Annotated in this window: 18 protein-coding genes; 9 read left to right on the top strand and 9 right to left on the bottom strand. The window is 67.0% G+C overall.

All coding sequences use genetic code 11. The features are described 5' to 3' along the window. The first annotated feature begins 79 nt into the window (after positions 1–79). The 6 genes from recC to CR917_RS11620 all read left to right on the top strand — a co-directional run bounded on the left by recC (position 80) and on the right by CR917_RS11620 (position 11,776). Positions 80–3,559 carry an exodeoxyribonuclease V subunit gamma gene (gene recC, locus CR917_RS11645; protein WP_078481802.1) on the top strand — a complete coding sequence of 1,160 codons (3,480 nt, stop codon included), beginning with the start codon at positions 80–82 and terminating at the stop codon, positions 3,557–3,559. After that, the gene (gene recB / locus CR917_RS11640; protein ID WP_104572312.1) at positions 3,556–7,239 is read left to right on the top strand and encodes an exodeoxyribonuclease V subunit beta; all 3,684 of its coding nucleotides are present in this window, start codon (positions 3,556–3,558) and stop codon (positions 7,237–7,239) included. Before recC ends, recB begins: the two co-directional genes overlap by 4 nt. Beyond that, positions 7,236–9,314 carry an exodeoxyribonuclease V subunit alpha gene (gene recD / locus CR917_RS11635; RefSeq protein WP_104572311.1) on the top strand — a complete coding sequence of 693 codons (2,079 nt, stop codon included), beginning with the start codon at positions 7,236–7,238 and terminating at the stop codon, positions 9,312–9,314. The genes recB and recD overlap by 4 nt, the downstream gene beginning before the upstream one ends. A 115-nt stretch (positions 9,315–9,429) precedes the next feature. Continuing rightward, positions 9,430–10,005 (top strand): YfiR family protein, encoded by a 576-nt coding sequence (locus tag CR917_RS11630; RefSeq protein ID WP_043860717.1) that lies wholly within the window; start codon positions 9,430–9,432, stop codon positions 10,003–10,005. Then, positions 10,002–11,279 (top strand): diguanylate cyclase domain-containing protein, encoded by a 1,278-nt coding sequence (locus CR917_RS11625; protein ID WP_043860716.1) that lies wholly within the window; start codon positions 10,002–10,004, stop codon positions 11,277–11,279. Before CR917_RS11630 ends, CR917_RS11625 begins: the two co-directional genes overlap by 4 nt. 5 nt (positions 11,280–11,284) lie before the next feature. Continuing rightward, positions 11,285–11,776, top strand: coding sequence for an OmpA family protein (locus CR917_RS11620; RefSeq protein WP_054916704.1), 492 nt, complete (start codon positions 11,285–11,287; stop codon positions 11,774–11,776). On the opposite strand, the gene CR917_RS11615 is transcribed toward CR917_RS11620, so the two are convergent. Then, complete coding sequence (locus CR917_RS11615) at positions 11,773–12,720, bottom strand: LysR family transcriptional regulator (RefSeq protein ID WP_043860715.1); 948 nt, start codon at positions 12,718–12,720, stop codon at positions 11,773–11,775. The genes CR917_RS11620 and CR917_RS11615 overlap by 4 nt on opposite strands. Before the next feature lie 134 nt (positions 12,721–12,854). Here CR917_RS11615 and CR917_RS11610 point away from each other — a divergent pair, with 134 nt between their 5' ends. Continuing rightward, the gene (locus tag CR917_RS11610; RefSeq protein ID WP_104572310.1) at positions 12,855–14,381 is read left to right on the top strand and encodes a CoA-acylating methylmalonate-semialdehyde dehydrogenase; all 1,527 of its coding nucleotides are present in this window, start codon (positions 12,855–12,857) and stop codon (positions 14,379–14,381) included. Positions 14,382–14,391: 10 nt separating this feature from the next. Beyond that, entirely contained in the window at positions 14,392–15,279 is an 888-nt protein-coding gene (mmsB, locus tag CR917_RS11605; RefSeq protein ID WP_043860713.1) for a 3-hydroxyisobutyrate dehydrogenase, read from the top strand. Between the two features lie 96 nt (positions 15,280–15,375). Here the strand turns inward: mmsB and CR917_RS11600 are convergent, their stop codons facing one another. The 7 genes from CR917_RS11600 to CR917_RS11570 are packed head-to-tail and all read right to left on the bottom strand — an operon-like array spanning position 15,376 to position 22,085. Continuing rightward, on the bottom strand, positions 15,376–16,308 hold the full coding sequence (locus CR917_RS11600) for a phosphatidate cytidylyltransferase (RefSeq protein ID WP_043860712.1): 933 nt from the start codon (positions 16,306–16,308) through the stop codon (positions 15,376–15,378). Between the two features lies 1 nt (position 16,309). Beyond that, entirely contained in the window at positions 16,310–16,933 is a 624-nt protein-coding gene (locus CR917_RS11595) for a lysophospholipid acyltransferase family protein (protein ID WP_104572309.1), read from the bottom strand. A 10-nt stretch (positions 16,934–16,943) separates the two neighbouring features. After that, positions 16,944–17,399: a hypothetical protein gene (locus CR917_RS11590; RefSeq protein WP_043860710.1), complete on the bottom strand. Its 456-nt coding sequence runs from the start codon at positions 17,397–17,399 to the stop codon at positions 16,944–16,946. After that, a complete protein-coding gene (locus CR917_RS11585) occupies positions 17,396–18,715 on the bottom strand; it encodes a phosphatase PAP2/dual specificity phosphatase family protein (protein WP_043860709.1) in 1,320 nt (439 codons plus the stop codon). The genes CR917_RS11590 and CR917_RS11585 overlap by 4 nt, the downstream gene beginning before the upstream one ends. Continuing rightward, positions 18,712–20,469: a bifunctional alpha/beta hydrolase/class I SAM-dependent methyltransferase gene (locus CR917_RS11580; RefSeq protein ID WP_043860708.1), complete on the bottom strand. Its 1,758-nt coding sequence runs from the start codon at positions 20,467–20,469 to the stop codon at positions 18,712–18,714. The genes CR917_RS11585 and CR917_RS11580 overlap by 4 nt, the downstream gene beginning before the upstream one ends. Positions 20,470–20,499: 30 nt before the next feature. Beyond that, entirely contained in the window at positions 20,500–21,105 is a 606-nt protein-coding gene (locus CR917_RS11575) for a CDP-alcohol phosphatidyltransferase family protein (protein ID WP_054916548.1), read from the bottom strand. Positions 21,106–21,146: 41 nt separating this feature from the next. Continuing rightward, positions 21,147–22,085, bottom strand: coding sequence for a LysR family transcriptional regulator (locus CR917_RS11570; RefSeq protein WP_088513835.1), 939 nt, complete (start codon positions 22,083–22,085; stop codon positions 21,147–21,149). A 77-nt stretch (positions 22,086–22,162) separates the two neighbouring features. Between CR917_RS11570 and CR917_RS11565 the strand changes: the two genes are divergently transcribed. Continuing rightward, positions 22,163–22,927 carry a sulfite exporter TauE/SafE family protein gene (locus CR917_RS11565; RefSeq protein WP_104572308.1) on the top strand — a complete coding sequence of 255 codons (765 nt, stop codon included), beginning with the start codon at positions 22,163–22,165 and terminating at the stop codon, positions 22,925–22,927. On the opposite strand, the gene CR917_RS11560 is transcribed toward CR917_RS11565, so the two are convergent. Beyond that, positions 22,917–23,231, bottom strand: coding sequence for a putative quinol monooxygenase (locus CR917_RS11560; protein WP_043860704.1), 315 nt, complete (start codon positions 23,229–23,231; stop codon positions 22,917–22,919). The two genes, CR917_RS11565 and CR917_RS11560, sit on opposite strands and share 11 nt — an antisense overlap. Positions 23,232–23,387: the final 156 nt, after the last annotated feature.

Here is a 23,387-nt window from a genome sequence, read left to right as displayed (position 1 = left end):
GAAAAGCTGCAGGCCCTCGGTCTGTACGCAGACCGTGATAAGGTTCCCCCCAAAATCCGCACAGCCCAAGGGATGCCCCATGCCGCATGCAAGCACGCTTCAACCGGGATTCATGGTCGTTCACGGCAACCACCTGGATGAACTGCGTGGCCTGGTGGTGAGCCTGATGCGGCGTTATCCGCTGGCACCCCTGGAAAACGAGATGGTGCTGGTGCAGAGCAACGGTATCGCCCAGTGGCTCAAGCTGGCCCTGGCCGAAGACCCGCAGGACGATGACCAGGGCGGTTGCGGCATCGCGGCCGCCATCGATGTGCAATTGCCTGGTAGCTTCATGTGGCAGCTGTACCGCCGGGTACTTGGCCGCGAAGAGATTCCTGAAACCTCCCCGCTCGACAAGGCGCCCTTGACCTGGCGCCTGATGCGCCTGCTGCCGGAAGTGATCAACCAGCCGCATTTCGAGCCGTTGCAGCGCTTTCTTACCGATGACAGCGACCTGCGCAAGCGCTACCAGCTGGCCGAGCGCCTTGCCGACCTGTTCGACCAATACCAGGTGTACCGTGCCGATTGGCTGAAGGACTGGGCAGCCGGACGTCACGTGCTGAGCAACGCTCGCGGCGACTCCCGTACGCTGGCCCCCGCCAACTGCTGGCAGGCAGAGCTGTGGCGTGCCTTGCTGCTCGATGTGGGAGAGGAAGGCATGGCTCAGAGCCGTGCCGGCGTGCACCAGCGTTTCGTCGAGCGCATCAATGCACTGGAACAAGCCCCCAAGGGCCTGCCATCGCGTGTCATCGTGTTCGGCATTTCTTCGTTGCCGGCCCAGGCCCTTGAAGCGCTGGCAGGCCTGGCACGTTTCAGCCAGGTGCTGCTATGCGTGCACAACCCCTGCCGTCACCACTGGGCCGATATCGTCGCCGACAAGGACCTGCTGCGCCATCAGTACAAGCGCCAGCAGCGCAAGCAAGGCATGCCCAGCCTGATCGACGCCGACACCCTGCACCAGCATGCCCATCCGCTGCTTGCGGCCTGGGGCAAGCAGGGCCGGGACTACATCAACCTGCTCGACAGCTACGATGACCCGGGCAGCTATCGCAATGTGTTCAGTGACGGGCGCATCGACCTGTTCACCGAAAACGGGCAGGCCACTCTGCTCAACCAGTTGCAGGACGACATTCTCGAACTGCGCCCATTGGTCGAGACCCGCGCCTTGTGGCCCGCCGTCGACCCGGCCAAGGACCGCTCGGTGCGTTTTCATGTGGCCCACAGCGCGCAGCGCGAGGTCGAGATCCTGCACGACCAGTTGCTCGCCCGCTTCAGCGCCGATCCCGGTCTGCGCCCGCGCGACGTGATCGTGATGCTGCCGGACATCAACACCTATGCGCCCCACATCCGCGCCGTGTTCGGCCAGCTTGGGCGCAACGACCCGCGCTACATTCCCTTCACCCTGACCGACCAGGGCCAGCGCGGCCGCGACCCGCTGCTGATTGCCCTGGAGCACCTGCTCAAGTTGCCGGACAGCCGCTTCCCGGTGAGCGAGATTCTCGATCTGCTGGATGTTCCCGCCCTGCGTGCCCGCTTCGCGATCAAGGAAAGCGACCTGCCCACGTTGCACCGCTGGATCGAAGGGGCCGGCGTGCGCTGGGGCCTCAATGCACAGCAGCGTGCCGGCCTGGGCCTGCCCGATGACCTCGAGCAGAACAGCTGGCGATTCGGCCTGCGTCGCATGCTGCTGGGCTATGCGGTGGGCACGGGCGACAGCTGCGACGACATCGAACCCTATGATGAAATCGGCGGCCTCGATGCTGCCCTGATCGGCCCGCTGGTGGCCCTGCTCGATGCGCTCGAGGTGGCCCATGCCGAGCTCTCGCAGCCGGCACCGGCGGCGCAATGGGGCACGCGCCTGCATGCCCTGCTGCAGGTGTTCTTCCTGGCCGAAACCGAACACGATGACTACCTGCTGGTGCAACTGCAGGGCCTGTGCGAAACCTGGCTGCAAACCTGCGAGTCGGTCGGGCTCGAGGACGCCTTGCCGTTGACGGTGGTGCGCGAAGCCTGGCTCGCCGGCCTGGACCAGGGGCGCTTGTCCCAGCGCTTTCTGGCCGGCTCGGTGAACTTCTGCACCCTGATGCCCATGCGTGCCATCCCCTTCAAGGTGGTGTGCCTGCTGGGCATGAACGATGGTGACTACCCGCGTGCGCAGCCGCCGCTGGACTTCGACCTGATGGGCAGCGACTACCGCCCCGGCGACCGCTCTCGACGCGAGGACGACCGTTACCTGCTGCTCGAAGCGTTGCTGTCGGCGCGTGAGCAACTGTACGTCAGCTGGGTGGGCCGCAGCATTCGCGACAACAGCGAGCGGCCGGCGTCGGTGCTCATCGGCCAGTTGCGCGATCACCTCGCCGCCGGCTGGCGCAGCCCCAAGGCCAAGGCCGACGACCCAGTGGAGGGCGGTCTGCAACTGTTGCACGCCTTGACGCAGGAACACCCCCTGCAACCGTTCAGCGCCCGCTACTTCCACAAGCACAGCAACCTGTTCAGCTATGCCAGCGAATGGCGCGCCCTGCACCTGCCGCCAACGCAGTTGCCGACCGAGGCCGACCAACTGGAGCCTTTCGTGCCCGAAGAACCCCTGAGCCTGACCTTGCTCCAGGACTTCATGCGCCACCCCGTTCGGCACTTCTTCAGCCAGCGCCTGAAGGTGTTCTTCGAAGCCGCCGAAGCCCCCCTGGCCGACGAAGAGCCCTTCGTGCTCGACGCCCTGCAGCGCTACAGCCTGAGCGAAAGCTTGCTGGGCGCAGCCCTGGCCGACCCCACCAACAGCACCGACGCCCTGCAGGCCCAGGCCCGTCGCCTGCAACGCAGCGGCATGCTGCCGCTGGCCGGCTTCGGAGAATGCCTGCAGGCCGAATTGATCGAGCCATTGCCCGACCTGCTGTTGCGACACGCTCAACTGCTCGGCCAATGGCCAACCCTGATCGACAGTGCGCTGCCGATCAGCTTCGAGTATCGCCAGCTGCGGCTCGAAGGCTGGCTGGGGCGGGTGTACCAGCGTGACGACCAGGCGCTGCTGAGCATCACCACCTTGCCCAACGGCATCAGCAGCGGCAAATCACTCAAGTGGCACCGACTGGTGGCGACCTGGGTCATGCACCTGGCAGCGTGTGCCGTGGGGCACCGGTTGAGCAGCGCAGTGGTCGCCACCGACGTGACCCTGTTGCTCGACCCGCTGGAGCAACCGCGTGCCGCGGAACTGCTTGGCGACCTGCTGGTGGCCCGGCAGGCCGGCATGAATGCGCCGCTGCCGGTGGCGATCAAGACCGCCTTCACCTGGCTCGGCCAGAGTGACCCTGAAAAAGCCCTGACGGCCGCAGCCAAGGCCTACGACGGCGACGGCCAGAACACCCGCGGCGAGCGCAGCGAAAGCACCGCACTGGCCCGGCAGTTCAGTGATTTCGCGGCGCTGACCGCGAGTGAAGAATTCGAGGGCTGGTGCGAGGCACTGTACCGGCCGATGTTCGAAGCCGCCTGGCAACGCCTGGGCAGTGAAGAGGCGCATCCATGACTGCCCACGCACACCAGCCGCCGCTGGCACTGACCTTCCCGCTGCACGGCAGCCAACTGATCGAAGCCAGTGCCGGTACCGGCAAGACCTTCACCATCTCTGCCTTGTACCTGCGCCTGGTGCTCGGCCATGGCGGCGAGCAGGGCTTCGGGCGCGAGCTGCTGCCGCCACAGATCCTGGTGGTGACCTTCACCGATGCGGCCACCAAAGAGCTGCGTGAGCGCATTCGCACCCGCCTGGCCGAAGCGGCGCGGTTCTTCCGTGGCGAACTGCCCGAAGCCGACCCCTTGCTGGTGCAACTGCGCGAGCACTACGCCCCGGACACCTGGCCCGCCTGCGCCAACCGCCTGGACGTTGCCGCGCAGTGGATGGACGAAGCCGCCGTCTCGACCATCCACAGCTGGTGCCAGCGGATGCTGCGCGAGCACGCGTTCGACAGCGGCAGCCTGTTCACCCAGACCCTGGAGACCGACCACAGCGAGCTGCTCGGCCAGGTCATGCGCGACTACTGGCGGCGCTTCTGCTACCCCATGCACGGCGAGGCCCTGGCCTGGGTGCGCAGCCACTGGAGCAGCCCCGAGGCATTGCTGCCCAGGGTGCGCGCGCTGTTCGGCCGCACGCGGAGCGAGGAAGACAGCGCCGACCCACAGGCGCTGATCGAAGCGGTGGTGCAACAACGTGCCGAACGGCTGCGCCAGCTCAAGGCGCCCTGGGCACAGTGGGCCCAGGAACTGCTGCAACTGTGCCATGCCGCACATGCCGCCAAGCAGGTGGACGGGCGCAAGATGCAGCCGCGCTATTTCGAACCCTGGTGCGAGAAGATCGCGGCCTGGGCCCAGGACGAGCAGGCGGTGGAGCTGGATATTGGCACCGGGTTCACCCGCTTCACCCCGCAAGGCATGGCCGAAGCCTGGAAGGGCGAGCCGCCCAGCCACCCGGCGCTGGATGCCATGCCCGGCCTGCGCCTGGAGCTGCAGGCGTTGCCGACCCCGGACGCCCGCCTGCTCGAACACGCCGCCAACTGGGTGTCGAAACGCTTCGAGCAGGAAAAGCGCCGCCGCGCCGAAATGGGCTTCGACGACATGCTGCTGCGTCTCGACTCGGCCTTGGGCGGGACGGCCGGCGAGCGCCTGGCCGGGCTGATCCGCGAACAGTTCCCGGTGGCCCTGATCGATGAATTCCAGGACACCGACCCGGTGCAGTACCGCATCTTCCAGCGTATCTATCGCATCGAGGAGGACGTGCGCGAAACCGGGCTGTTCATGATCGGCGACCCCAAGCAGGCCATCTATGCCTTCCGCGGCGCCGACATCTTCACCTACCTGGGCGCCCGACGCGCCACCCACGGACGGCTGCACAGCCTGGATACCAACTACCGCTCAAGCCAGCCGATGGTCGATGCGGTCAACCATGTATTCATGCGCGCCGAACAGCGCGAGGCCGGTCGCGGGGCGTTCCTGTTCCGCGACGGCGCCGAGAACCCCGTCCCCTTCGTGGCGGTCAGGGCGCAGGGGCGCAAGGAGCACCTGCAGGTCGACGGGCAGCCCCTGGCAGCGCTCAACCTGTGGCACCTGGTAAGCGACGAGCCGCTGTCCGGCGCGGTCTATCGCCAACAGGTAGCCGCCAGCTGCGCCACCCAGATCGTCAGCCTGCTCAACGGCGGCCAACTGGGCACCAGCGGCTTTGTCCAGCCAGGCCAGGCGTTGCGTGGCTGTTTGCCATCGGACATTGCGATCCTGGTTCGCGACGGTCGCGAGGCCCAGCTGATCCGCGCCGAACTGGCCGCCCGCGACGTACGCAGCGTCTACCTGTCGGACAAGGACTCGGTGTTCGCCGCCCAGGAGGCACACGACCTGCTGGCGTGGCTCAAGGCCTGCGCCGAACCCGACAGCGAGCGCCTGCTCAAGGCGGCGCTGGCCAGCGTCACCCTCGACCTGCCGCTGACCCGGCTGGCCCAGCTCAACCAGGACGAGCGGGTGTGGGAACACTGGGTCATGAAGTTCCGCGACTATCGCCACCTCTGGCGCACCCAGGGCGTGCTGCCGATGCTGCGTCACCTGCTGCACGACTTCGACCTGCCCCAGGTACTGATGCGCCGCAGCGATGGCGAACGGGTGCTGACCAACCTGCTGCACCTGGCCGAGCTGCTGCAGCAGGCGGCCACCGAGCTGGACGGCGAGCAGGCGCTGATCCGCCACCTGAGCGAACACCTGGCCAGCTCCGGCCAGGCCGGTGAAGAACAGATCCTGCGCCTGGAAAGCGACGAGCAACTGGTCAAGGTGGTGACCATCCACAAATCCAAGGGGCTGGAATACCCGCTGGTGTTCCTGCCCTTCATCAGCACCGCCAAGCCGGTGGACGGAAAGCGCCTGCCCCTGGGCTGGCACGACGCCCAGGGCAATGCCCAGCTGACCCTGACCCCTGATGCCGAGCAGATCGCCCTGGCCGATGACGAGCGCCTGGCCGAAGACCTGCGTCTGCTCTACGTGGCCCTGACCCGTGCCCAGCACGCGTGCTGGCTGGGGGTGGCGGACCTCAAGCGCGGCACCGGCAAGGAGTCGCTGCTGCACCGCTGCGCGCTCGGCTACCTGCTGGGCGGCGGCGCTGTACTGCCGGCTTCCACCGCCCTTGAGGGCTGGCTGCAGGCATTGCAGGAAGGTTGCGCGACCATCCACAGCCAGGTATTGCCGATTGCCGACACCCAGCGCTACCAGGCCCCGCGCAACACCGCCGAGCTGCTTCCGGCCCGCCAGCCGCGCCGCCGCGCCGCAGAGAACTGGTGGATCGCCTCCTACAGTGCACTGCGCATCGGCGAGGAGCTGCTCACCGCCGACAGCTCCCAGGCCCAGCAACTGCTCGATGACGAACCGGCCGATCCGCAGGCCCTGCGCGAGGTCGTGGCGACGGGCGGCGACATCCACCGCTTCCCGCGTGGCCCCAACCCCGGCACCTTCCTCCACGGGCTGCTCGAATGGGCCGGTCACGAAGGCTTCGGCCAGGTGGTCGCGGCGCCCGAGCAACTGCACAAGACCGTGGCCCAGCGCTGCAACCGGCGCGACTGGACCGGCTGGATCAACACCCTCGGCAACTGGCTCGAACACCTGCTGAACGCACCGCTGCACCTGGCACCGGACAGTGCGCCGGTTGCCCTGGGCCAGTTGAGCCAGTACCAGATCGAGATGGAGTTCTGGTTCGCCAGCCATCAGGTCGACGTGCTGGCCCTCGACCGCCTGGTATGCACCCACACCCATGACGGCGCGGCCCGACCTGCCGCGCAGTCGGCGCTGCTCAATGGCATGTTCAAGGGCTTCATCGACCTGGCATTCGAGCACGACGGGCGCTACTACGTGGCCGACTACAAGTCCAACTGGCTGGGCACCGACGACCAGGCCTACAGCGAGCTGGCGATGGAGGGCGCGATCCTCGAGCATCGCTACGACCTGCAGTACGTGCTGTACCTGCTGGCCCTGCACCGTCAGTTGCGTGCCCGCCTGCCCGACTACGACTACGACCGGCATGTGGGCGGCGCGGTGTTCCTGTTCCTGCGTGGGGTGCACGCGGCCAGCCAGGGCTTGTACTTCATCAAGCCGCCGCGCGTGCTGATCGAGCGGCTCGATGCCCTGTTCAGCGGCGCAAGCGCACCGCAGCAACCTGATCTGTTTTCCGGAGACAGCGCATGAGCCGCACGTTCGACGACCTGTTGCCCACCCCTCTGGATGCCGGGCATCTGGCGGCCCTGGCGCCGTTGACGGTGGGCGCCGACCTGCTGGCGCTGCTCGATCGATGGGTCGAGCGCGGCTGGCTGCGAGCACTGGACCGCGCCTTCGTGGCCTTCCTCGGCGAACGCGACCCGCAGGCCGACCCGCTGGTGCTGCTGGCCGCCGCACTGGCCAGCCACCAGTTGGGGCACGGGCACGTGTGCCTGGACCTGGCCGAAACCCTGGCCGAGCCTGACTTTGCCCTGTCGTTGCCACCCGAGGGCGATGCCCTGGCCGGCCCCTTGCTGCTGCCTTCGCAACTGCTGGAGCGCCTCGATCTGGCCACCTGGTGCCAGCGCCTGCAAGGCAGCGCGCTGGTTGCCCTGGGCAGCAGCGAAGCGCAGGCTTCGCGCCCCCTGGTGTTGAGTGGGCAGCGCCTGTACCTGCGCCGCTACTGGGCCTATGAACGGCGCATCGACAGTGCCCTGCGCGAACGCCTGGAACAGGCCGAACCCACGCCCGCCGATTTGCGCGCCCGCCTGGATGCGCTGTTCGAAGGCTCGGCGCTGGCCGGTCAGGTCGACTGGCAGAAGCTCGCCTGCGCGCTGGCCACCCGCAGTGCGTTCAGCATCATCACCGGCGGCCCCGGCACCGGCAAGACCACCACCGTGGTGCGCCTGCTGGCCCTGTTGCAGGCCCCGGCCGTGGAGGTCGGGCGCCCGTTGCGTATCCGCCTGGCCGCACCGACCGGCAAGGCAGCGGCGCGTCTTACCGAATCCATCGGCCAGCAAGTGGAGCGGCTGGCCGTCAGTGACGCCGTGCGCAGCAACATCCCCAGCGATGTCTCCACCGTGCACCGCCTGCTGGGCAGCCGCCCGGGCTCGCGACATTTTCGTCACCACGCCGGCAACCCGTTGCCACTGGACGTGCTGGTGGTCGACGAGGCCTCGATGATCGACCTGGAAATGATGGCCAACCTGCTGGCGGCGATGCCGGAGCATGCGCGCCTGATTCTGCTCGGGGACAAGGACCAGCTGGCGTCGGTCGAGGCCGGCGCAGTGCTGGGCGACCTGTGCCGCGATGCCGAGGCCGGGCGCTACAGCGCTGCCACCCGCAGCTGGCTGGAGCAGGTCAGTGGCGAGTCGCTGGCCGGCAGCGGCCTGGTCGAGGGCGATGCCCAGCGCGACCCCTTGCCCCAGCAAGTGGTGATGTTGCGCCATTCGCGCCGCTTTGGTGAGGGCAGCGGTATCGGCCAGCTGGCGCGCCAGGTCAATGGCCAGCAGCCGGAGCAGGCCCGTGCGCTGCTCGAGCAAGGTCTTGCCGACGTGCACAGCCTGCGCCTGAGCGGCGAGCACGACCGCAAGCTCGACACCCTGCTGCTGCAGGGGCTGGGCCGCGGTGGCGACAGCCCGCAGGGCTATCGTGAGTACCTGCACCTGATTCGCCAGACCCGCCCGGCGCCGGATACCGCCGCTGACGATCCACGCTGGGAGGCGTGGGCACTGAAGGTGCTGCGCGCCTTCGAGCGCTTCCAGCTGCTGTGCGCGGTGCGCAAGGGCCCCTGGGGCGTCGAGGGCCTGAACCAGCGGGTCGGCAAGGTGCTGACGGCGGCCGGTCTGATCGATGGCGAACAGCCCTGGTACGAAGGTCGCCCGGTGCTGATGACGCGCAACGACTATGGTCTGGGCCTGATGAACGGCGATATCGGCATTGCCTTGCGCCTGCCGGACGCCCAGGCCTCCACACCGTTGCTGCGGGTGGCGTTTCCTCGGAACGATGGCCAGGGCGGCGTCAGATTCGTCCTGCCCAGCCGGTTAAGTGAGGTTGAAACCGTGTACGCCATGACGGTGCACAAGTCCCAGGGCTCGGAGTTCTCCCACACGGTTCTGGTGCTTCCCGACGCCTTGAACCCGGTGTTGACCAAGGAACTGATCTACACCGGCATCACCCGCGCCAAGGACTGCTTCAGCCTGATAGAGCCGCGCCAGGGCATTTTCGAGGAGGCGGTGCGGCGCAAGGTCAAGCGTATTTCCGGGCTGATGCTGGAACAGGTGTAAGGCGCCGGCGCAGCCGACGATTCGGCTGATCCGCCCTTGGAGGCGACCTCGCGGGAAAAGCAGGCGTTATGCTATCTTGCCCCCACGCAAGGCATGGTCTTAAGAGATTTCCTATATGAAGGTCGCCGCCCTTACACCGGGACGTGTAAAACGCTGGAGGCTCATGCTGCTGGCGGCGTTGGTGCTGGTACTTCCGCTGCACGGCATGGCCCAGGGCGCCGCAGCCGCCACACTGGCCGAGCAGCGGGCCAAGGCAGTGACCCAGGTGGTACTGGGTATCCTCAGTTACGCGCGCTGGCCGGTGGAACCCGAACAGCTGCGCCTGTGCCTGATCGGCCCTACCGAATATGCCGACGACCTGGTCAAGGGGACCACCCAGGCCACCGGCCGGCCGCTGACCGTACGTCGTCTGCTGGCGGGGGATCCGCGTATCCTCACCCAGTGCGACGCGGTGTACATCGGCAAGCTCAGTGGCGAGGCGCGCAGCCAGCTCATCAGCGCGATCAACGGCAAGCCGGTGCTGAGCATCAGCGAAGCGGATGACCCCTGTACGGTCGGCAGCCTGTTCTGTCTGCGGGTCAAGGACACCCAGGTGGCCTTTGACGTGAACCTCGACTCGGTGGCGCGCAGCGGCGTGCGCATCCATCCCAGCGTGCTGCAATTGTCGCGGCGCCGAGCGCTGCAGCCATGATCGGCTGGCTCAAGACACGCGAACGGACCACGTTGCGCGCGGTGCTCAGCCGCGGGCACCTGGGCGTGGCGTTGCTGGCCATCGGGCTGGCCGGCATCTCGCTGACCGTGCTGGGGGTGCTGGCATTGCGCGTCTATGCCAACCACAACCTTCACCTGATTGCCCGTTCGATCAACTACACCGTCGAGGCCGCGGTGGTGTTCAACGACAGCAGCGCCGCCAACGAAGCCCTGGCGCTGATTGCTGCGGCCGAGGAAGTGGCCAACGTCAAGGTCTTCGACGATGCGGACCAGTTGCTGGCCAGTTGGGAGCGCAGTGAAGGCGGCATGCTCGACCAGCTGGAGCTCAAGATCGCCCGGACCCTGCTCGAAGAGCCGATCCGGCTGCCGGTGGTGCACCAGGGCCAGCAGGTGGGGCGCATCGAGCTGGTTGGCCAGGGCGGCAGCCTGATGCGCTTTCTGCTCAGTGGTCTGGCGGGCATCCTGCTGTGCACGGCGCTCAGCGCGGTGAGTGCGCTGTACCTGTCGCGCCGGCTGTTCGCCGATATCGTGGGGCCCCTGCGCGGGCTGGCCAGCGTGGCCCATGCGGCGCGGCGCGAACGCAGCTTCGACCGGCGCGTGCCCTCCACCCAGATCGCCGAACTCAACGAGCTGGGCAACGACTTCAATGCCCTGCTCGACGAAATGGAAGCCTGGCAAAACCACCTGCAGAGCGAGAACGAGACCCTGGCCCACCAGGCCAGCCACGACAGCCTGACCGGCCTGCCCAACCGGGCGTTCTTCGAGGGCCGCCTGAGCCGCAGCCTGCGCAACGCGATCAAGCATGGCGACGGGCTGGCGCTGCTGTTTCTGGACAGCGACCGCTTCAAGGAAATCAACGACAGCTACGGTCATGCCGCAGGCGACGAGGTGCTGGTCGCCGTGGCCAGCCGGGTGCGTGCGCAGCTGCGCGAGCACGACCTGGTGGCGCGTCTGGGGGGGGACGAATTTGCGGTGCTGCTTACCCCTCTGCATCGCTTCGAGGATGCCCAGCGTATCGCCGACAAGATAGCCGCCAGCATGAGCCTGCCTATCCGCCTGCCGGACGGGCAGTGCGTCGTTACCTCGTTGAGCGTTGGCATCGCAGTGTTTCCCGATGACGGCCGTACCCCGGCCGAGTTGCTCAATGCCGCCGATGCGGCGATGTACCAGGCCAAGCGTCACACCCGTGACGGGCCCCAGTCGGCAGAGGCGGAGTTCTCTGCGTCCAGCGCAAAAACAGGAGCTGAACCGTGATTCACCTGACTCGATACCTTCGCTTGCACCTGGCCTTTCTGGCCCTGGCCCTTTTCGCCCTCGGCGGCTGCCAGACCCCGCCGCCCAAGGGCCTGACCCCCGAGCAGATCGCCGTGCTCAAACAGGAGGGGTTCACCCCCACCGACGAGGGCTGGACCTTCGGCCTGTCCGGCAAGGTGCTGTTCGGCAGCGACCTGGATGCACTCAACACCCAGAGCCGCGAGATCGTCGAGCGTATCGGCAAGGCGCTGCTGTCGGTGCACATCGAGCGGGTGCGGGTGGATGGCCATACCGATTCATCCGGCAAGGCCAGCTACAACGAACAGCTGTCGGCGCGCAGGGCGGCCAGTGTGGCCAGGGTGCTGGTGGGCGTGGGCATGCGCCCGGAGAACGTCGAGACCCGCGGCCTTGGCAGCCGCGAGCCGGTGGCCAGCAACGACACCGCCGCCGGGCGCACCGAAAACCGCCGCGTGGCGATCGTGGTCGCCTCCGACTAGTCGGCAAAACTCATCGTGTGCGACTCGCCCATCAGCAGGGGCGCGTTGCGCTCGGTCACGTCGCGGATGTAGTCCCACAGCAGCGTGATGCGCTTGAGCTTGCGCAAGTCTTCCCGGCAGTACATCCAGAACTGCCGGGTAATCTCCACTTCCCCCGGCAGCACCGGCACCAGCCGCGGGTCCTGTGCGGCCAGAAAACACGGCAGGATGGCCAGCCCGCGACCCTGCTGGGCCGCCACGTACTGGGCGATCACGCTGGTGCTGCGCAGGTGTGCGGTGGCGGTGGGCAGCAGGTTGGCCAGGTACAGCAGCTCGGAGCTGAATGCCAGGTCGTCCACGTAGCTGATGAACGGGTGTCGGGCCAGGTCGCTGCTGCGCAGGATCGGCTCGTGGTTGTCCAGGTAGTCGCGGGTGGCGTACAGGCGCAGGCGGTAGTCGCACAGCTTGCAGCACACATAGGGTCCGTGTTCCGGGCGCTCCAGCGCGATCACGATGTCGGCCTCGCGTTTGGACAGGCTGATGAAGTGCGGCAGCGGCAGGATATCCACCGAGATCGCCGGGTAGGCATCGACAAAGTGGCTCAACTGCGGGGTGATGAAGAAGCTGCCAAAGCCTTCGGTGCAGCCCATGCGCACATGCCCCGACAGCGCCACGCCCGAGCCGGACACCTGCTCGCAGGCCATGTGCAGGGTGCTCTCGATGGCCTCGGCATAGCTGAGCAGGCGCTGCCCCTCGGCGGTGAGCACGAAGCCGCTGGTGCGCGACTTTTCGAACAGCAACGTGCCCAGCGCCACCTCCAGCGAACTGATGCGCCGCGACACCGTGGTGTAGTCCACGCCCAGGCGCTTGGCCGCGCTGCTGGCCTTGCGCGTGCGCGCCACTTCGAGGAAGAACTTGAGGTCGTCCCAGTTCAGCGACCCCAGGGATGTGATGTTTTTTTGCATGTTGGTCCGGCTTTTATGTGCGTTCTTATTAGAAGTTTGCACATCTATACTCCAATTCAGCCCAGGACCCAAGCACCGTCGCGGCTGCCGCGTCGGCGTTTCTCTCCCTAACAATAAATCCAGGAGAACCCCTCATGAACGCATCCCTCACGCCCGGCCAGACCAAGGTCGACAGCGTCAAGCTGCTGATCGACGGCCAGTGGGTCGAGTCGAAAACCACCGAATGGCGCGACGTGGTCAACCCGGCCACCCAGCAGGTGCTGGCCCGCGTACCCTTTGCCACCGCCGAAGAAGTCGATGCCGCCATCGCTGCCGGCCAGCGTGCGTTCAAGACCTGGCGCGACACTCCGATCGGCGCGCGCATGCGCATCATGCTCAAGCTGCAGGCGCTGATCCGCGAACACTCCAAGCGCATCGCCGTGACCCTGAGCGCCGAGCAGGGCAAGACCATCGCCGACGCAGAAGGCGACATCTTCCGCGGCCTTGAAGTGGTCGAGCATGCCTGCTCCATCGGCACCCTGCAGATGGGCGAGTTCGCCGAGAACGTGGCCGGCGGCGTCGATACCTACACCCTGCGCCAGCCCATCGGCGTGTGCGCCGGCATCACCCCGTTCAACTTCCCGGCAATGATTCCGCTGTGGATGTTCCCGATGGCCATCGTGTGCGGCAACACCTTCGTGCTCAAGCCGTCCGAGCAGGACCCGCTGTCGACCATGATGCTGGTGGAGCTGGCGCTGGAAGCCGGTGTGCCGGCCGGCGTGCTCAACGTGGTGCACGGCGGCAAGCAGGTGGTGGATGCGCTGTGCACCCATACCGACATCAAGGCGATCTCGTTCGTCGGCTCCACCGAGGTCGGTACCCACGTGTACAACCTGGCCGGCCAGCACGGCAAGCGCGTGCAGTCGATGATGGGCGCCAAGAACCACGCCGTGGTGCTGCCCGACGCCAACCGCACGCAAACCCTCAATGCCCTGGTAGGTGCCGGTTTCGGCGCCGCCGGTCAACGCTGCATGGCCACCTCGGTGGCGGTGCTGGTGGGCAAGGCCCGCGAATGGCTGCCGGAGCTCAAGGCCCTGGCCGCCAAGCTCAAGGTCAACGCCGGCAGCGAGCCTGGCACCGATGTGGGCCCGCTGATCTCCAAGCGCGCCAAGGAGCGTGTGCTGGGCCTGATCGAAAGCGGCATCGAGGAAGGCGCCACCCTCGAACTCGATGGCCGCGACGTGCAGGTGCCCGGCTACGAGCAGGGCAACTTCGTCGGCCCCACGCTGTTCTCCGGCGTGACCACCGACATGCAGATCTACACCCAGGAAATCTTCGGCCCGGTGCTTGTGGTGCTGGAGGTCGACACCCTCGACGAGGCCATCGCGCTGGTCAACCGCAACCCGTTCGGCAACGGCACCGGCCTGTTCACCCAGAGCGGCGCCGCGGCGCGCAAGTTCCAGAGCGAGATCGACGTGGGCCAGGTGGGCATCAACATTCCGATCCCGGTGCCGGTACCGTTCTTCAGTTTCACCGGTTCGCGCGGCTCCAAGCTGGGTGACCTGGGCCCCTACGGCAAGCAAGTGGTGCAGTTCTACACCCAGACCAAGACCGTCACCGCGCGCTGGTTCGACGACGACAGCGTCAACGATGGCGTGAACACCACCATCAGCCTGCGTTAAGGAGTCGACCATGCGTATTGCATTCATCGGGCTGGGCAACATGGGCGCGCCGATGGCGCGCAACCTGATCAAGGCCGGCCATCAGCTCAGTCTGTTCGACCTGAACAAGGAGGTACTGGCAGAACTGGCCGAACTCGGCGGGCAGATCAGTGCCTCGCCCAAGGACGCGGCCAGCGCCAGCGAGCTGGTCATCACCATGCTGCCGGCCGCTGCCCATGTGCGCAGCGTGTACCTCAACGAAGACGGCGTGCTGGCCGGCGTGCGCGCCGGTACCCCGGTAGTGGACTGCAGCACCATCGACCCGCAGACCGTGCGTGCGGTGCATGCAGCGGCGGCCAGGCAGGGTGTGGACCTGGCCGATGCACCGGTGTCGGGCGGTACCGGCGGCGCGGCGGCGGGTACCCTGACCTTCATGGTCGGCGCCAGTGAGGCGCTGTTCGCCACCCTGCAGCCGGTGCTGGCGCAGATGGGGCGCAACATCGTGCACTGCGGCGAGGTGGGTACCGGGCAGATCGCCAAGATCTGCAACAACCTGCTGCTGGGCATCTCGATGATCGGCGTGTCCGAGGCCATGGCCCTGGGCAATGCCCTGGGCATCGACACCAAGGTGCTGGCCGGCATCATCAACAGCTCCACCGGGCGTTGCTGGAGTTCGGACACCTACAACCCGTGGCCGGGCATCGTCGAGACGGCGCCGGCATCACGCGGGTACACCGGTGGCTTTGGTGCGGAGCTGATGCTCAAGGACCTGGGGCTGGCCACCGAGGCGGCGCGTCAGGCGCACCAGCCCGTGATTCTGGGCGCGGTGGCGCAGCAGCTGTACCAGGCGATGAGCCTGCGCGGGGAGGGTGGCAAGGACTTCTCGGCGATCATCGAGGGCTACCGCAAGCCCGAGTAGAAAGCATCGCGGGTCAAGCCCGCTCCCACAGGGACTGTGCTGTACCTGTGGGAGCGGGCTTGACCCGCGATCGAGTGCGCAGCACTCGCCTGGCCCTCAAGCCCACCAGTACCGTACAAAGTGAAAGAACACCGGCGCCGCGAAACATACCGAATCCATGCGGTCCAGCATGCCGCCGTGCCCCTCGATCATGTGCCCCCAGTCCTTCACCCCGCGGTCACGCTTGATCGCCGACATCACCAGCCCGCCAAAGAAGCCCATGACGTTCACGGTCAGCGCCATCAGCGCCGCCTGCCAGAAGGTGAACGGGGTGATCCAGAACAGCGTCGCGCCGATCAGCGTGGCCAGTGCCACACCGCCCAGCAACCCCTCCAGCGTCTTGGACGGCGACAGCCGCGGCGCCACCTTGCGCTTGCCGAACAGCTTGCCGCACACGTACTGCAGTACATCGGAAATCTGCACCACCAGAATCAGCCAGGCGATCAACAGCAGGTTGCGCCCCTCGAACCCGGGGATATCCAGCGTCATCAGGGCCGGTACCGACGACAGGCAGTACACCGCGATCATCAGCCCCCACTGCACCTTCGAGGCCCGCTCCAGAAAGCGCGTGGTATCGCCGCCGAAACTGGCCAGGATCGGCAGCAGCAAGAACAGGTACACCGGGATGAAGATACTGAACAACCCGTACCAGTCCATCGCGATCAGCAGGTACTGCACCGGCAGCGCCACATAGAACGCCGCCACCAGTGCCGGGTAGTCGCCACGCCGGGTGGGCGTGAGGGTGAGGAACTCGCGCAGCGCATAGAACGACACGCAATAGAACAGCAGGATGACCCCCAGCTTGCCGAACACGAAGGCCAGGCCGATCACCAGCACCATCACCCACCAGGCATTGATGCGCGCATTGAGGTTGTCGATGACCGCGTGCGGGGCCGGGCCCGCGCGCCATTTGAGCAGGCGCCCGATCAGGCTGGCGAGCAGCAGCAGGCCACCGATACCGGCAAACAGCAGAAGTGTGTTGTGGTCCATCTCAGGATTCCTTGGGGGCCAGGGCCAGCAGGGCAAGGCGTGCCCGTTCCAGAAACGCGTGCTTGCTGTCATCGGGCAAGCGTTGCAGCGGCTCGCCGAAGCTCAGCGTGCACAGCAGCGGCAGGGGCAGGGCACGGCCCTTGGGCATCACCCGGTTGAGGTTGGCGATCCACACCGGGATCACCTCCACCTCGGGGTGGGCACTGGCCAGATGGAACAGCCCGCTCTTGAACGCCAGCAAGGGCTCGTCGCCCAGGTTGCGCGTGCCTTCGGGAAAGAAGATCAGCGAGTCGCCCTGCTCCAGCGCCGCATGGATCGGCTGCAAGGGGTCGCTCTGGGCCTCGCTGTGCTGGCGGTCGATCAGTACGCCGTTGAACACCCGGTTGATCAGAAATTGGCGAATGCCCGGTTTTTGCCAGTAATCGGCCCCGGCCACCGGGCGGGTGTGCCGGCGCAGTTCCTGGGGCAGCGAGGCCCAGATCAGCACGAAGTCCCCGTGGCTGCTGTGGTTGGCGTAGTACAGGCGTTGCACCGGCTGCGGTGTACAGCCCAGCCACAGGGCGCGGGCGCCCGTGATCAGGCGGGCCACCGAAGTAATGGCGAAGGCGGTGAGGGCGGCAAGCATGACGAGGTCCTTATCCGACGAGAGAAAGCCAGGGCAGGCACAGGATGCCGGCAATCGCCAGCAGTACCTGCACGCCAAGGCACAGCAGTTGCTGGCGCATCAGGCGCAGTGCGGCCCGGCTGCGCGCCTGCCAGTCGCGGTCGTCGACCGGGGCGGGCTTGAGGCCCAGGTCGAACAGCGCCTGGTCCAGCACGCGGGTAGTTGGCGACAAGGTTGCGGCCTGGGTGGCCAGGTGCGCGAACAGCTCGGCGTCCAGCGCAACCCGCATGCCCCAGTATTTTTGCAGCAGGCCGGCTGCCAGCAGCAGCACGCACAACAGGGCGCCAATCACAGGGGCCGGCGCGCCGGCAAGTGGCGCCAGGCCATAGGCCAGCGCCAGCAGGCTGATGCCGTCCGACAGGCGTTCCACCTGGCGCCCGCGCCGCAACAGGCTGGCCACCAGCGCCAGGTGGGTCTGGCTACTCACAGGCCGCCCCCCGCCGGCAGGCTGTCGATCACCTGGCGGTGCGCCGGGTGCAGCACGACCCCTGGGCGGGCCTGAGCGATCAGTTGCTGGGCCTGCTGCGCGTTCTGGCAGCGCCCGCCGAGTACCAGCCAGGCGGCCACGGCGCAGGCACTGCGCGAGTAACCCAGGGCGCAGCACACCAGTAGCGGGCCCTGCTGGCGCAGTCGCTCGATGGCCTGGGCCGCCTCGCGGCAACGTTCGGCACTGGGCACCACCAGGTCCAGGCAGGGCAGGCTGCAATAGGCCTGGCCCGGCGTGTGTGCCGCCGGCAGTTCTGCACACAGGTCGACCACCGCGGCAAACGATGCCGCCTGACCTCGTGCAGGCACCCGCCCCAGGTACACCCCCTCGCACACCTCGTCGGCCTGTGGATGGCGGCGCGTCCACCAACGCGAATTGAGCCAGGCGCCGATCAGGTACGGCGCCAGCAGCCAGCGCGCGGCATACGACAACTGGCCGCTCGGGCCTTTCTGAAAGCCCTCGGCGCCCAACACGGCATAGTTGAGCGCCACCATCAGCAGTGCGAGGGCGGGCCACAACAGCAACAGGGCGATACCGCCGGCATACAGCGCCAGCCCACCCAGCACGGCGCTGCCCAGCGCGTAGTACGCGGCCAGGCGCCAGCGCCGGCGGTCACGGGTCGGCTGCAGGCTGCCCAGTACCGGCCGGCCCTCCACGGGCCACAGCCATACACACAGCGCGCCTGCCACTGCGCCACTGGGCACGTCGATGAAGTGGTGCTGCCAGGTGGTCAGCACCGACAAACCGATCAACCCCATCCAGCCATGCAGCAGCCAGCGCACCAGCTGCCCACGGGTGTGCCGGGCGAACATCGCCCAGATGATCACCAGCAGCGCGATGTGCAGCGAAGGGGCCTGGTTGAACGGCTTGTCGAAGCCCATCAGCACATCGAACAGCCAGCCGAACACGCCCTGCAGTTCAGGGCGCTCGAAGGTGAAGCGCAGCGGCCACAGCAGAAAGCCGGCGATGCAGATCAACTGTGCGCTCAGCAGGCGCAAGGCATGCCGGTCCATCTCCAGGCGGCTGAGCGGCAGCAGGAAGGACAACCCGTACAGCAGGTCGATGGACCAGTACGGCAGGATGGTCCACGGCCACAGCGGGATGCTGCTTTCCCAGGCGAACACCAGGCTGCCGACGTCGCTGCGCCCGGCGGTGAAGGTGTTGCTCAGGCCATAGCTCAAGAAGAACAGCGGCCCGAGCAACAGCAGCCAGAGCACGCCGCGCCGGATCAGGCCCGGCTCGCGCACTGTGCTCATTCAGCAACTCGCTGGGCCAGGCTGACGCTGAAGATGCCCCACTCGTCGATGCGCTGGCACACCTTGCGAAAGCCTGCCGCTTCCACCAGCTGGTCCATCTCCACCTGGCTGCGCCGACGCATCACCCAGGCCTGACCGGCGCGGTGGCTGGTCAGGGCGCGGGCGATCATCTCCAGCTGCGGGTGCCACGGCTGGCCGGTGTATACCAGGTAGCCGCCCGGCGCCACGGCCTGGGCCAGGCCGCCCAGCGAGTCGCCGACCATCTGGTTGCTGGCGAACAGTTCATACAGCCCCGATACCACCGCCAGGCTCGGACGCGGTTCAAGGGTGGCCAGGCTCTGCGCATCGAAGGCATCGCCCTGCACGAAGCGGGCGATGTCGGCCAGGCCTTTGTGTTCGATCAGCGCCGTGCCTTCGCGCACGTTGAGCTCGCTGTAGTCGCGCAGCAGGATCGAATCCGGGCGCTGCTCCAGGCCCTGCAGGGCTTCGAGAATGTAGCGGCCATGGCCGGCGGCGATGTCGACGATATGCACCGGTGCGCCTTGTTCGCGCAGGCGCTCGATGGCCAGGCGCAACAGCTCTTCCACATGCAGCTTGCGCTGGCGGATGCCCTTCCAGCCGATGGCGTCGAGGTAGTTGCGGTCGATCATGCGGCCCAGCTTGCCCTTGCCGGTGGCCTGGTTGCGGTAGACGTAGTCCAGCGTGCTGCCCGAATCGAAACCGGTGTCGAAGCCCAGCTTGACCCCGCTCGACAGGCCCTTGCCCAGGCGCAGGCCGGCGCGGGTTGCGCGCCAGTACAGGTCGGCCGGCGAGTTGCGTGGCAGCGGCGCAGCCAGGCTTTCGGCCTCGGCGCAGCTGGCGCCGAGCTGGTCGGCATCGAGCAGCGACGGGCGCTGGGGCGCCACACTGAAGCAGTGCTCCACGAAGCGCCGGATACGCGCCAGCGCATGCCCGCGATCACGCTCGCCGAGGGTGTCGTGGAAGAAGCCGGGCAGCACGTGCTTTTCCTTGTGTACGCTGCCCAGGCGCTCGAAGAACTGCTCCTGCGGCTGGCGCTTGACCACGAAGTCGGCGCCGGAAATCAACAATTGGGTCGGCACCTGGATCGCCTGGGCATCGGCCACCACGCGATCGGCAGCTTCGTACAGCCCCAGCAGCATGTTCACCGAAATCGGCCGGCTGATCAGCGGGTCGTTTTCATACGAGGCGATGCGCTCGGGGTCGTGGCTGAGCAGGCGCGGCTTGACGTAGCTGTTGACGAAGAAGTTGCCGCGCCAGGCGCGCATCAGCTTGAGCCCCGGGCGGGCGAACGGCACGTACAGCTTGACCTTGAAGGCCGGCGAGGCGAGCACCAGGCAGCGCACCTTCGGCGCATAGTCATGCGCCCAGGTTGCGATCAGCACGGCGCCGACACTTTGCGCCAGCACCGCCATGTCCTGTTCGTCGATGGCATGCTCGCGGGCGATGTGCTCGATGAAGGTCTGCACATCGCGCACGCTGCACGCGAAGCTCGGGCTGTCGCCACGGGCCCCGGGCGACTCGCCATGGCCACGGGCGTCCCAGGCGAAGAAGTCATGGCCGGGCAGGTCGAGTTCATCCACCAGGTGGGCCATGCGCCCGCCGTGTTCGTGGCCACGGTGGAACAGCACCACGGCGCGGCGCGGCTGGCCGGGCTGGCGGTTGGCCGGCCAGTGGCGGTAATGCAGCTCTACGCCGTCATGGGTGGTGAAATGCAGGGATTGCGCGGTGCGCATGGCAAATATCCTTATCTGGCTCGGAGGGCTTCAGCGGGGTTGCGCCAGGCCTCGGCTCACCCGGTTGTAGAGGGTATGAAGCGACAGCAGCAGCACCACCAGCAACACGCCGTTGAGCCACGCTGCGCTCAGCAGGCCGGTGGCCACGCCGGCACCGAGCACACCGAACACGAAGGCACGGTCGCTCTTGCCCATCGGGCCGTCATAACGGCGTTCGGCGCCTACCAGGGGGCCCATCACCCCGGCGTATTCGCTCACCAGCGCGGCCAGCACCACGATCACCACCAGCGCCGGCGACACGCCCGGCAGCAGGGCGAAGGGCAGGTACAGTGCGCTGTCGGCGACCACGTCGCACAGCTCGTTGAGGTAGGCACCCAGGCGTGACTGCTGGCCGAATTCCCGGGCGAGCATGCCGTCGATGGCGTTGAGCGCCATGCGCAGCAGCATCCAGGCCGGCACCAGGGCGAACAGCCAGGTGATGTGCGGTGCGGCGGCCAGCAACAGGCCGAGCGCAACGCTGACCGCCGCGGCGGCGACCGTCACCTGGTTGGCAGTTATGCCGCGCTCGTACAGACGCTTGACCATAGGGCGCAGCAGCGCCTGGAAGCGCGGTTTCAACTGGTAGATCGACGGCACGGAAAACTCCCTTTACGGCTCGTAGGCACGGCATTGTCTTGTTACATAGCGGTGCGCGAAGGCGATTGTGGGTGGATTGTCCCTGCCGGGGCAATAGCGCCTGCCGACAAGCTTTGCAGAAGTGTGCGCGTGTGCCCGGGAAGCGCCGAAAAATTGCGGCTGCACAGGCGCAGCTGGCGTTGTGCCCAGGGTTCGTCCAGCGCCAGGCTGTGCAGCGCCAGCACCCCTTGCCAGCGTTGCACGGCAGCCTGCGGCACGATGCCCAGGCCTGCGCCATGGGCCACCATGCGGATCACCCCGTCGAAGCCTTCGGCACGTACCCGCACCTGCAGCCGGCGCCCCAGGTGCAGGGCCTGTTCCTCCAGGTACAGGGCCAGCGCGCTGTCTGCCTGCAGGCCGACATGGCCATGTTCAAGGGTGTCGGCAAAGCGCAGGTGCGGGTGGCTGGCCAGCGGGTGATCCGGCGCCATGATCAGCACCAGCGGGTCGTCGCGAAACGCCACGCTCTGCAGGTGCTCGCTGGCCACGGCATTGGAGATGATGCCCAGGTCGGCCTCGCCCTGGGTGATCGCCTGCACGATACGCAGGCTGGGCAATTCGACCACGTCCACGTCGATGGCCGGGTGGCGGGCCAGAAACGTCGCCAGCAGCTCGGGCAGGTACTCGGTCAGCGCCGCGGTGTTGCACAGCAGCCGCACCTGGCCCTGCAACCCCTGGGCATACTGGCCCAGGTCGAATTGCAGCCGCTGCACCTGCTGGCCGATCTGGCGCGCATGGTTGACCAGGGCCTGGCCGGCGGCCGTGGGGTGCACGCCGCGCCGGTTGCGCTGCAGCAGCGGTACGCCCAGCGAGCTTTCCATGGCGCGAATGCGCGCGCTGGCCGCCGGCAGCGACAGGTGGCTGCGCTGGGCGCCGGCAGTGATGTTGCCGCACTCCACGGTGTGCAGAAACAGTCGTAGGTCAATCAGATCGAAATGCATGAGCCTCTGCCTGGGCAATAGTCTGGCTCAGTATATGGCAACTGTTCAGGGACGTGCGGGCAGGGCAGCATGGGCCCATGACGACTTTATTCGGCTTCTATCAGGCTATCGGCCCGGCGCTATCGCTGCTGGTTGTGCTTACCTTCGTGCTGGCAGGCACGGTCAAAGGCGTGATCGGCCTGGGCCTGCCCACCGTGGCCATGGGGTTGCTGGGGCTGGCTATGTCACCGGCGCAGGCTGCCGCGCTGCTGATCGTGCCGTCGACGGTCACCAACCTTTGGCAGCTGGCGGCGGGTGGCCACTTGCGTGCATTGCTGCGCAGGCTCTGGCCGATGCAACTGATGATCTTCATCGGTACCTTGCTGGGCAGTATCTGGCTGGGCATCGACAGTGGCGCGTGGGCGGCGCACGCATTGGGCGTGGCGTTGCTGGTGTATGCACTGTACGGCCTGTGCCACCCAGGCCTGCACCTGGCCCCCCGCCACGAGCGCTGGCTGGGCCCGCTGTGCGGGTTGGTGACGGGCATCATCACCGCCGCCACCGGGGTGTTCGTGATACCGGCCGTACCGTACCTGCAGGCCCTGGGCCTGCACCGTGAACAGATGGTGCAGGCGCTGGGCCTGTCGTTCACCGTCTCGACCCTGGCGCTGGCCGTGGGCCTTGCCGGGCAGGGCGCACTGGGCGGCGAGGCGCTGGGGGCCTCGCTGGTGGTGCTGATACCGGCATTGCTGGGCATGTGGCTGGGCCAGTGCCTGCGTCAGCGCATCAGTGCCGTGCTGTTCAAACGCTGCTTTTTCATCGGCCTGGCGCTGCTGGGCGCCCATCTGGCGCTCAACGGCTAGCCGAGGACGGGCTGAGCATCTCGATCAGCTGGATGTCGAAGTCGCGCTCAAGGTACTCCATGCGCCGCTCGGCAAACTGCTGCATGTGCGGCAGCGCCGAATGCACATCCAATGCGGCCTTGCTGGCCCAGATTTCGTAGAACACGAACAGGCTCGGGTCCTGCCGGTCGCGCAGCATGTGGTACTCGATGCAGCCGGGCTCGGCACGGCTGGGTTCTACATAGCTGCGAAACAGCGCCTCGAACTCCTCGGCCTTTTCGGGGCGGGTCTTGGCTTTGAGGATGAAACCGTAGGGTTCGCTCATGGGGAGGCTCCAGTAAAAAGTGAGCCAATCTTATTTCAACAATAAGCGCTGAATTCGTGCTTTTTGGTCAAAAGCGTTTTGCCCGCGCGAGGGTATTTCCGCTGCGCTGAACTGATTAATCTGCCGCCATCACATTCACCGGGCCGCCCCTTCTGT

The sequence above is a fragment of the Pseudomonas sp. BRM28 genome, assembly GCF_002939405.1.
GTDB classification, from domain to species: domain Bacteria; phylum Pseudomonadota; class Gammaproteobacteria; order Pseudomonadales; family Pseudomonadaceae; genus Aquipseudomonas; species Aquipseudomonas palmensis.
Note: the sequence above shows the minus strand (reverse complement) of the source record. Positions and strands in the feature narration are given on the sequence as shown.